The 10,543-nt window shown below is 66.9% G+C and carries 9 protein-coding genes; 5 read left to right on the top strand and 4 right to left on the bottom strand.

Annotated elements, in window-relative coordinates; translation table 11 throughout:
• Both AC1DXK_RS21800 and AC1DXK_RS21795 read left to right on the top strand, forming a co-directional pair.
• Positions 1 to 1,263: acyl-CoA carboxylase subunit beta (locus AC1DXK_RS21800; protein WP_477299040.1), on the top strand; the 1,263-nt coding region annotated here is incomplete at its 5' end.
• A gap of 49 nt (positions 1,264 to 1,312) precedes the next feature.
• Positions 1,313 to 1,603: a hypothetical protein gene (locus tag AC1DXK_RS21795; RefSeq protein ID WP_477299038.1), complete on the top strand. Its 291-nt coding sequence runs from the start codon at positions 1,313 to 1,315 to the stop codon at positions 1,601 to 1,603.
• Positions 1,604 to 1,612: 9 nt separating this feature from the next.
• Here the strand turns inward: AC1DXK_RS21795 and AC1DXK_RS21790 are convergent, their stop codons facing one another.
• On the bottom strand, positions 1,613 to 2,485 hold the full coding sequence (locus AC1DXK_RS21790; RefSeq protein ID WP_457103735.1) for a LysR substrate-binding domain-containing protein: 873 nt from the start codon (positions 2,483 to 2,485) through the stop codon (positions 1,613 to 1,615).
• A 349-nt stretch (positions 2,486 to 2,834) separates the two neighbouring features.
• Between AC1DXK_RS21790 and AC1DXK_RS21785 the strand changes: the two genes are divergently transcribed.
• The 3 genes from AC1DXK_RS21785 (at position 2,835) to AC1DXK_RS21775 (ending at position 6,144) form a co-directional block, all read left to right on the top strand.
• Positions 2,835 to 3,113 (top strand): hypothetical protein, encoded by a 279-nt coding sequence (locus tag AC1DXK_RS21785; protein WP_457103734.1) that lies wholly within the window; start codon positions 2,835 to 2,837, stop codon positions 3,111 to 3,113.
• A gap of 324 nt (positions 3,114 to 3,437) precedes the next feature.
• Positions 3,438 to 5,138, top strand: a complete 1,701-nt coding sequence (locus tag AC1DXK_RS21780) for an ABC transporter transmembrane domain-containing protein (RefSeq protein ID WP_457103733.1) — start codon at positions 3,438 to 3,440, stop codon at positions 5,136 to 5,138.
• Positions 5,122 to 6,144: an efflux RND transporter periplasmic adaptor subunit gene (locus tag AC1DXK_RS21775; RefSeq protein ID WP_457103732.1), complete on the top strand. Its 1,023-nt coding sequence runs from the start codon at positions 5,122 to 5,124 to the stop codon at positions 6,142 to 6,144. Before AC1DXK_RS21780 ends, AC1DXK_RS21775 begins: the two co-directional genes overlap by 17 nt.
• Positions 6,145 to 6,506: 362 nt before the next feature.
• On the opposite strand, the gene AC1DXK_RS21770 is transcribed toward AC1DXK_RS21775, so the two are convergent.
• The 3 genes from AC1DXK_RS21770 to AC1DXK_RS21760 form a co-directional block, all read right to left on the bottom strand.
• On the bottom strand, positions 6,507 to 8,444 hold the full coding sequence (locus AC1DXK_RS21770) for a DUF3604 domain-containing protein (RefSeq protein ID WP_457103731.1): 1,938 nt from the start codon (positions 8,442 to 8,444) through the stop codon (positions 6,507 to 6,509).
• 63 nt (positions 8,445 to 8,507) lie between these two features.
• On the bottom strand, positions 8,508 to 9,491 hold the full coding sequence (locus AC1DXK_RS21765; RefSeq protein WP_477299034.1) for a HupE/UreJ family protein: 984 nt from the start codon (positions 9,489 to 9,491) through the stop codon (positions 8,508 to 8,510).
• Entirely contained in the window at positions 9,488 to 10,354 is an 867-nt protein-coding gene (locus AC1DXK_RS21760; protein WP_457103729.1) for a peptidylprolyl isomerase, read from the bottom strand. Before AC1DXK_RS21760 ends, AC1DXK_RS21765 begins: the two co-directional genes overlap by 4 nt.
• Positions 10,355 to 10,543: the final 189 nt, after the last annotated feature.

Below are 10,543 nucleotides of genomic sequence, written 5' to 3'. Positions count from 1 at the left end.
AAGGACTTCTCGGTGTTCGGCGGCTCCCTGTCGGAGGCGCATGCGCAGAAGATCGTGAAGGTCCAGGACATGGCGCTGAAGATGCGCGCGCCGATCATCGGCATCTTCGATGCCGGCGGCGCGCGCATCCAGGAGGGCGTCGCCGCCCTCGGCGGTTACGGCGAAGTCTTCCGCCGGAACGTGATGGCGTCGGGCGTCATCCCGCAGATCTCGGTGATCATGGGGCCGTGCGCCGGCGGCGACGTCTACTCGCCGGCGATGACCGACTTCATCTTCATGGTCCGCGACACGAGCTACATGTTCGTCACCGGCCCCGACGTGGTGAAGACCGTCACCAACGAGGTCGTGACCGCCGAGGAGCTCGGCGGCGCGAAGGTCCACACCAGCAAGTCGTCCATCGCCGATGGCTCGTTCGAGAACGACGTGGAGGCGATCCTGCAGATCCGCCGCCTGCTCGACTTCCTGCCGGCCAACAACATCGACGGCGTGCCGGAACTCACGAGTTTCGACGATGTCGACCGCCTCGACGCGTCCCTCGACACGCTCATTCCCGACAATCCGAACAAGCCCTACGACATGGGCGAGGTGATCCGCCGCGTCGTCGACGAGGGCGATTTCTTCGAGATTCAGGCGGCCTACGCCCGCAACATCATCACCGGCTTCGGCCGGATCGAGGGGCGGACCGTCGGGTTCGTGGCGAACCAGCCCCTCGTKCTGGCGGGCGTGCTCGATTCGGATGCCTCGCGGAAAGCCGCGCGGTTCGTACGCTACTGCGACGCCTTCGGAATCCCGATTGTCACCTTCGTCGACGTACCGGGCTTCCTTCCGGGCACGGCCCAGGAATACGGTGGCCTCATCAAGCACGGGGCGAAGCTCCTGTTCGCCTATTCTCAGGCGACCGTGCCGCTGGTGACGATCATCACCCGCAAGGCCTTCGGCGGCGCCTACGACGTCATGGCCTCGAAGCATGTCGGCGCCGATGTGAACTACGCYTGGCCGACCGCGCAGATCGCCGTGATGGGTGCCAAGGGCGCCGTGGAGATCATCTTCCGCAGCGAACTGGGCGACCCCGAGAAAATCGCGGCCCGGACCGGGGAGTACGAGGACCGCTTCCTGTCTCCGTTCGTCGCGGCCGAGCGCGGCTACATCGACGAAGTCATCATGCCKCACTCGACCCGGCGCCGGATCGCCCGGGCGCTCGGGATGCTGCGCACCAAGAAGATGGAGCAGCCCTGGAAGAAGCACGACAACATCCCGCTCTGAGGCGGGATTGTCGTCGGGTGGTCAGCCTGGGAAGCGGAGTTCGGAACCCGTGAGCCGGTGGCAGCAGGAATACCGTGGCTGGCACATCTGGCAGGACCAATCGGCTTACTACGCCCGCGAGCCGGCTTGCCGCCATCCAGCCTGCACCCTCACCGCGTTTAGTCTTCGCCGTCTATGTGCTGGCGTGGATGCGGTCGAGCGCTCATATATCGGAAATCCTGCTCCGATCTGGTATTTGTTTGCGCGAACTTTCCCCGATTTCAATCCTGTTGACCTCCACACCGTAGATGATGCAGATCTTGGAATGATTTGCCGCCTTCGAGGAATGTCGCTGGACTGAATGCATAAATCAAATCGGCGCAGACATTTGGGCTTTCTCCAGGGCGGTGACGATCGTTGAAGTCAGCAATTCGGCAGCCGGAGAGACATGGCCAGGAGCTCGGTAGAGGACGATCTCGGTGTCTGGCAACTTCGGAAGCTGAAGCCGGGCTGATACCAAGATCATGTCCGCAGGTATCATCTCCGTCGGCAGCACGGTCACCCCGAGTCCGGCCTGCACGGCGGCCTGCAATCCAGCTAGGCTCGGGCTGGTGTACACGATGCGCCAATCGCGTCCGGCTGCATCGAGAGCCGACAGCGCGCGCTTGCGATAGACGTCCGGCGCCGGCGCGAGGACGAGGGGGAGCGGGTCATCGGCTTCCACGACCAGACGGGGCGACGCGACCCAGTCGAGCACCTCCCGCCAGACCCTGGTGCCGCCGCTCGGTCCCTGCGGCTCCCGCTTGAACAGGATCAGGTCGTACCGACCCTTCGAGAAATCATCGAGGAGGTTCACCGTGAAGTCGCAAGTCACGTCGAGCGCGACCTTCGGGTGGGAGCGGGCGAAACACGCCAGAACCTCCGACAGGTGCGTGGTCGCGAAATCCTCGGGTGTGCCCAGCCGGACGAGGCCCGACAGTTCCGGCGTGACGATCCGTGAGAGGACCTCGGCACCGAGCTTGAGGATCTGCCGCGCGTAGGTGAGCAGCACCTCGCCCTCGGGCGTCAGCTTGAGTTCCCGGTCGTCACGGTCGAACAGGCGGCTGGTGAGGCCGTCCTCCAAGCGCTTGATCTGCAGCGACACGGTCGATTGCGTCAGACCCAGTCTGCTGGCCGCACGGGTGAAGCTCCCGTTGTCGACGATGGCGACGAAGGTCCGCAGGAGATCCAGGTCGAAAGGCAATGGCGGTCCGGGCATAGAATGGAGGTCAGGTCGCCCGGGCCGGATCTCAAGCTCACGGATCGAGCATTTTCCGGGCCGATGCGGATCGTAGTGGCGACATGTGACGGAAAGCACCTCGCCTACAGAGCAGTCATGTAAGTCGGGATTAAAAAAATGACTCCCTCATCCGCGCATCGAGGTCCATTTGTTATTTCAATGATCTCCATTGAAGTTTGGAAATTGTAGAGCAAACCTCGTCGCTCCAAATCAGCGTCGTGGATGAGGCGAGCGAAAGCCGCGGATGTCGGTCCGCCCCGGCCTCGATCCACGGACAGGTCCACGCGACCACGAACCTGATCGGAGACAAGCGATGAAGGCGTCGAAGAAGTTATCCCTCGTGACCGTCGCGGCCGCGCTCAGCGTCGCGCCGCTCTCCGCCGCGTTCGCCGATGTGCGGGTGGGTCCAGGGTCGAGGCCCCTGCCGCAGACGACCTGGGACGGCCTCGCGACCGGCTCGGCCTTCCAGGCCGAGATCCTGACCCCGACCGTCGGCGGCTGCCGCCGGAGCTCGGCCCAGGAAGGCAACGCCGATCAGCAGCACTTCCCGGTGCAGCAGTACGGCCAAGTGTCGGGCGGCTACCGCTGCTGAAGCGGGTGGGCTGCCCCGGCCCGGCATCCATCCGCCTCTCCGGCAATCGCCGGCATCAAGGCGGTCCGCCATGTCACCCCTAATGGCGGATCGCACCTGAAATCCTCGTGCCGACGGGGCTTCTCGCCGGTTTCCGCGGCATGCCTTGCAGAGGTTGCCTGCCGCTTCGAGCCTCGATGAGCCGGGCAACCCCGGCCGGCAGAGCACTCCCGCGCCATTCGCACCTCCCCGGTGTTCCCATGTCTGCGAGGTCATGCCCCGAACCGTGTCGGAGTCGTGACCCTCCTCGCTCGCCCTCGTTCCGTTCTTGAAGGTCCGCCCCCAATGGATGCGACGAAGCACACGCCGCTGACGCTCACGGAAGCCTGCAGGCTCATCGCCCGCTTCCTCAAGCCCGAGGCCGGCTTCGTCCGGACGGCGGTCGTCTACGGGATAGCCGTGGCGCTCCTGGGCCTCGCAGTGCCGGTGTCGGTGCAGCTCCTGATCAACTCGGTCGCCAATACGGCGCTGCCCGCGCCCCTGTTCGTCCTGTCCGGGCTGTTGCTCGGCCTGCTGCTCGCCGCAGCCCTGCTCAGCGCCGCGCGTATCTACATCCTGGCGCTGTTCGAGCGGCGCGTGTTCGCTAAAACCGTGGCGGACATCAGCCTGCGCGCCCTCCATGCCAGGGCCCCCCATTTCGAAGAGGCCCACCGCGGCGACCTGTTCAACCGCTTCTTCGACCTCATGACGGTCCAGAAGGCGGTCCCGCATCTCCTGGTCGGCGGCTTCGCGATCCTCCTGCAATCCGGGATCGGCCTCGTCCTGACGAGTTTTTACCACCCGTTCTTCCTCGCCTTTAATCTGGTGGTGGCCGCCGTGCTCATCGGCATCGCGCTCCTCTGGGCGGGGCCGGCGGTCCGGTCCGGCGCGGCGCTGAGCCATGCCAAGCACGAGACCGCGCGCTGGCTCGAGAGCCTCGGCGGCTCGAACGGCTTCTACCGGCATGGTGCACGGCTCACGACCGCGCTGGCCCGGTCGGAAGCGATGACCTCCGCCTACGTGCGGGCGCACCATCGCCACTTCCGCCACACCTTCGCGCAGGCCGTCGGATTCCTCCTGGTCTACGCGCTCGCGAGCGCCGGCCTCCTGGCGATGGGCGGGTGGCTGATCCTGCAAGGGCAGCTGTCGCTCGGGCAACTCGTGGCGGCGGAGCTCGTCCTGTCGAGCGCTTTCTACGGGATCTCGCAACTGGGCCACCACGCGAGGACCTTCTACGACCTCGTCGCCGCGCTCCACGAACTGTCGCTGTTCGAGGAGATCGAGCAGGCGGACGGCGACGGATGGAACGGCCCGGGTCCCGCCAACGGGAACCTGCGCCTGCGCGAAGTCGAGCACCACGGCCACCGCTTCGATTTCGCGGTCGAGAGCGGCGAGATCCTCGCCGTGGCCGCCGACGACGGTGTCGAGCGGGCACTTGCGGACCTCATCGAGCGGAGGGTTCGGCCCGTGCGCGGGTGGGTGATGATCGGGGGAGCCGACATCGCGGCCTTCGGTCCGGAGGGTCTGCGGTCTGAGATCCTCGTCATGGAACGGCCGACGCTCGCCGAGACGACCATCCGCGAGTACCTGTCGGGCGGCGACGTGTCGTGCCCCGCCCGGATGCACGAGTCCCTTGAGCGTGTCGGACTGGCTGAGCGCATCCGGCGCCTGCCCTCCGGTCTCGGCACTCCCTTGTCAGCGTCCGGCTCGCCACTCTCGACTGGAGAGGTCGTCGCCCTGAAGCTGGCCGCCGCGCTCCTGCGGCCGCCGAAGCTCGTCGTCCTGCCGACGCTCCTCGACTTGTTGCCACCGGACCGCGTCGGGGCTGCGCTCGCGGGCTTCCGTGAGGTGGGCACGACGGTGCTGCACGTCACCTGCCGTCCCCCGCTGCCGGTCCACGACGACCAGATCCGGCTGGGCGCCCACGGCTATGGGCGCGCCGCCGGACGTGAGGAACCGCTCGATAAGGCAGTGCCGAGGGAGAAGCCCCATGCTGTCGCGGCCTGAACACCTCCATCGCTTCCCCACGCTGACCGCGATCCGGCCTCCACGCGCGGCGGTCGCCCTCGGCTGGATCATCGGGATCGGGACCGTCCTCGCGATCCTGGTCCTACTCTACGTGCCCTGGGTGCAGACCTCGGCCGGGACCGGGCGCGTCATCGCGCCCAACCCCGCCGACCGGGTGCAGATCGTCACGGCGCTGGTCCAGGGCCGGGTGGAGCAGTGGTACGTCGAGGATGGCCAGCGGGTCCGCGCTGGGGATCCCATCGCTCGCCTCGTCGACAACGACCCGTTCCTGCTCAAGCGGCTGGCCGCCGAGCGGGAGCAGGTCGAGGCCGAGATCGCGGCGGCCAATCAAGGCGTGAAGGTGGCGGAAAGTCAGGTCAGCCAGACGCGCGAGGCCGCAGAGAAGGGTTTCGTGACCCGGCGCAACTTCGAGGCCGCGCAGATCCGCGTGGCGGAGCAGCGCGCGAAACTGGCCGAGGCCAAGGCCAAGCTCAGCCGCCTCGAAGTGACCGTGAACCGCCAATCGGCACAACTCGTGCGCACCCCGAGGGACGGCCGCATCCTGCACGTTAACGCCGCCGCCGCCGGCACGCTGGTCAACGCGGGGGACACCCTGGCCACCCTCGCGCCGCACGCGCCGGAACGCGTCATCGAGTTGATGGTCGACGGGCGGGACGTCGCCCTGATCAGGCCCGGCCAGACGGTGCGTCTGGCCTTCGAGGGCTGGCCCGCGATCCAGTTCAGCGGCTGGCCCTCGGTGGCCCACGGCATGTTCGACGGGCGGGTGCGAACCGTCGACCCTTCCGCCCAGCCGACCGGCCTGTTCCGCGTGCTGGTCGAGCAGGACCCCGACCAAGCCAGATGGCCGGACGTCGACTTCATCCCGCTGGGCGCCAAGGCGCGGGGCTGGATCCGAATGGAGACGGTGTCGGTGGGCTACGAACTCTGGCGCGTGCTCAACAACTTCCCGCTGGAGTTTCCGCGGACGCCTCGAAACCCGGCCTGAATGACTGAAACTGGTGTGGCGAGCAGAGGGGCGATGCCTTGTTTACATCGCGTGTCCGCTTTTTAAGTTCGGCGTCCGAAAGTAGACGGTCGCAAAACCACCCATCTGAGACGCTCGTGGAGGCGGCCTGCGGCGACTGATGCTGGCCGTTTGCGGTCTGTCCGCTTTGAGGCTCGGGTGGCGGACAAGCAGACGTTCCACGCGTCACGGGTGGTGGGCTCAAAGTGCCCCATTCCAGACCTTCGACGTCGGCCAGCGATATCCCATCTTATCGGACAGGACTGGAGCGATCAGGGATCAGAGCCGGACACTGGTGCGTCCAGTCCTTTTCCGCAGTATGCCCGGACCACTATGCCGTCCTATCATTGCGGCGTGTACCAGATCGGCGAGGTGTACGCCCGCTCCGTGATGGTCATGGGCGTGCCCGGCAAGGGCTGCGTTCCGAACCGCTTCGCATCGTAGGCCGTCCAGCGTGGCGTCGGAATCTCGATCACTCGGCCGTAGTAGAAGGCCGGCTGGCCGGGGTCGAAGTCTGGGTCAGTCCACACCGTCGCCAGCTCCGGCGCGCCGATCGTGTTCGTCCAGGTGGCGTTCGCCTCGTCGACTGTGTTGCCGACCGGCGGCAGCTTGCCGTCCGCGCCGGGCTTGCGCCTTACGGGGTCGGCCCAGGCGACGTCGTAGACCTTCTCCTGCGGGGTGCCGTCCTTCGCCAGCCAGCCCTTCACGATCTGGTAGCGGTCGAGGTTGGCGCCGAGCGGATCCTTCAGCACGGCCACCAGGAAGGTGGGCGCCTTGCCCGGCGGTGCAGACCGCAGCTCGCCGCCCATCGGAACGCCCTTGGTGTAGCCGGTATAGGCGGGAAGCCGGTTCTCGGCATCCTGCGGGACGAAGTCCCAGCCGCCGAAGAACCGCACGATCATCCGTGGACCCGTCGTGCCGTAGGTCTCCCGGCGCTGCATCGCGTCCCACAGCGACGCACGGCTGTTGTCCTTCGCCCACACGGCGGCATAGCCCGAGGCGGAGACCTGCCAGTCCATCACCTTGATGTGGGTCTGCGGGTTTTCGAAGAAGGTGGCGCGCATGCGCTCCGGACTGGGCTCCTGCGGCGTGGTCTTGCCGAAGAAGTTGTCCTCCTCCATCGCGGCGAGGCCCGTATGCGCGTCGCTGCTGCCGACGAGGCCGAACGTGTAGGGATTGGCGCCCAGCGTCTGCCCGAGCTTGAGTCCGTTCTTCAAGGCCGAGCGGGCGTACTCAAACTCCAGCATCTCCTTGGTCTTGGAGACGCTGCCGTCGAGGTTGCCGAAGTCCCAGCGCTCGAAGTTGGCGAACTCGTCGTTGGGCGACAGGAATGGATGCGTCTCGCTGTCGCCCTTGGTCTGCGAGGCCTCGTAGAGCCGCTCCCATTTGGCGCGCGTCTCGGCATACTCGCGGTCGAGCTTCTTGCCGAAGGCCTCGACGGTGGGAAACATCAGGCCGTTCGAGAGATTGCCGTTGTGCGAGATCGCCAGCACGCTGCCGCCGGTCTTGTCTTGGTAGGCCTGCATCCATTTCCACAGCTCCGTCGGGTTGTCGCTGCCCAGCGGCGCGAGGGTCGTGAATGGCTCGATCTGGCTCGCCTTGTCGCCGTTGTCGCGGAAGATGACGTTGCGGTGCAGGTTGTTGCCACCTGTGTTCGAGGTCCATTCGTAGCCGATGAAGGCGGTGAAGCGGCCGGGCTCGTTGTACTGCTCGGCGGCCGCAATCGTCTCCTGCCAAGCGCCGCGATAGGATCGCGTGCCGGGCAAGTACATGAGACCCTTCGGAAAGGTGCCATGTGAGAAGGCCAGGATGATCTCAAGGGCCGCGTCCGCGCCCTTGCCGGACTGGATCATGTCGTACCAGCGCCGGCCCGTCGGGTCGGCCAGCACCTCGGGCTTGCCGGCGAACAGGTCGGGGAAGAAGCCCATGTTGTCGGAGTGGTCGGCGACGACGAGGAAGTCTAGCGGACGGGAGAGCTTCGCCGGTTGGCCGGACGAGGCCGTCACCTGCTCGCCGCGGGCGAAGCGGTAGGCGTCCTTCGGCCCGAGCCGCGCCCCGAAGGCGCCCGCGTCGAAGGAGAACGAGGTGTGCAGATGGGTGTCGCCGAAGAACGGTCGCGTGGGGAATTCGCGGTTGGCGTAAGGGGAATACGGCGGCTTCGGCAGCACTTTGTCGATCTGCTCCCGCGACGGGGAGCCCACGTCCTGGGCCCTGGCCGGCGCGATCACGCCAAGCGTTATCAGGATCGTCAGGACCGACCGTTTGCACGTCACCCTCACCATGTCTTCCTCCCTTCGCTCAACCTCCGTGACCTGACCTCCTGTCCGCGGGCCGCGGCACTAGGCTCAGAACGTAACCACACGCTGGATCACCCAGAACATCGCCACGGTGCCAATGGCGTAGGGCGGCACCGTCTCCGCCCAGGCGGGCCACGCCACCCGGAGGCGCTTTGCCACCGCTACGAGGGCCAGCACGCCCGCGATGAACAGCAACTGGCCGGCCTCGACACCGAGATTGAAGAACAGCAGCGCCACCGGGATTTGGCCCTCCGGCAGGCCAATTTGGCTCAGCGCCCCGGCGAAGCCGAACCCGTGCAAGAGACCGAAGGCGAAGGCGACGATCCACGGCATGCGCGCCGCCAGACCAACCTGTCCCCGGCGCGCGTGCAGGATCTCGGCCGCCACAAACACGATGCTGAGCGCGATCACCGCCTCGACGGGCCTGGGCGGCACGTGGACGATGCCGAGCGTCGCCAGCCCGAGCGTGATGCTGTGCGCCACCGTGAACGCCGTCACGGTCTTCACCAGCCGCCACGTTCCCGTCGTGAGCATCAGCAGGGCCAGCACGAACAGCAGATGGTCGATCCCTGTGAGGATATGCTCGACCCCGAGGCCGAGGTACGTGCCCGCCACGCTCCAGGCGCTCGGCCGGGCCGGGATCAGGGCGTCCGGCTGCCGCGGCGTGAGCCGCTCGACCCACGTGCTGCCGTCGGCGAAGGAGACGCGGACGAGCACGTCCGTGAGCGTGCTCTCCAGGCCCTTGATGCGCAGCGTCTGGCCGCGCAGGCGGTCTGCCCGCAGGCGCCAGGTCTGAACGGCGGCCTCGCCCGTCCGACGGGCCGTGACCGGGGCCAGGACCTCGATTGGGCCGGAGAAGCCGGGGTCCAGGGCCAGGCGCATCTCGCCCGCCATCGGGGTTTTCCACAGCACACTGAACTCGCCGGGCCGGTCCTCGCTCAAGTCGAGATAGGCGGGCCGGACCTCGTGCGCATAGCCAGAGAACGGCAACAGGAACGCAGTCAGCGCGGCAAGGATCGCAAGCCATCTCACGGGCGGACCTCCACCTGCTCGGCGAGAGGCCCCAGGAGCGGACGCACGGCCGGGTCGACGGTGACCCGGTACTTCTGCATCAGTCCCTGAAGAAGCTGGGTCTGGGCTGCCTCCTGCCGCTCGCGGCGCCACTCCTCCGTGAGCCGCTCGCGGATCTCGGCCAAGGGGCGGGCTTTGGGGGGTGACACCGCCGTGACCTTCACTAAGTGTAGCCCGTAGCTGGACTCGACCGGCCCCGACCAGCGCCCGACTGGAAGGCCGAGGACGGTCCGCGCGAACGAGGGGCCGAAAAGGTTGCCGAGCGCCTGCTCGTCCTGGTCCGCGAAGCTGTCGCCGAGCAAGAGGCCGTCGCCCTGCTCCTCTGGCACTGCGGAACCGTCCAACAGGGCTGCGAGTGGGGCGCGGGCGCGGTCGTCGCCGTGCTCACGGCGGAAGAAGACTTGTGTGAACGACACCCGCAGCAGGGTGCGGACGACATCCGGACGGGTCTCATACATCGCACGCAGCTCGGCCTCAGTGGGCTCGGCCACCTGGATGGTATCGTCGAGGAGGAAGGCCATCTTCTGCATCAGCCGGCGACGGATGACCGTGTCGCCGACATCGAGCTCCAGCGCCTTCGCCTCGCGGGCGAGTACCTCTTCCCGCAGGTGGTCCGCGATGAGGCGCGTGAGCTCCTCGCCCGTGGGTGGGCGCCGCCACTGGCGTGTCCACATCTTCTTCAGCCACTCGGCGTCGGCTTCGGTGATCCTGACGGCCGGAGCCATCGGAGCCTTGTCCTCGCCTGGGCTGACAGCGGCGTGGGCAGCGAACAGCAGTCCGCCGAGGACGAGAAAGTGTAGCAGGGGCTCCTTCAGCAGCCTCATGCAGCAGCCTCGTGGTCACGTCTTGGTCACCATGAGTCTTGGCGCGAAATGAGGGTCTTTGCTTGACCGTTTCGGCCACCCGCTTGGCCATAATAGATAGCAGTGATGCGCCGCGTTCTGTCCGAGCCGCTCTCGCCGGCCTAAGCGCCCTCGGCACCCGCGATGCCGTTCTCGTCAGTCAGGGTCGCT

The organism is Methylobacterium sp. P3_A11 (assembly GCF_056403155.1).
The sequence above is the reverse complement of the archived record's forward strand: the minus strand, read 5'-3'. Positions and strand labels throughout refer to the sequence as shown.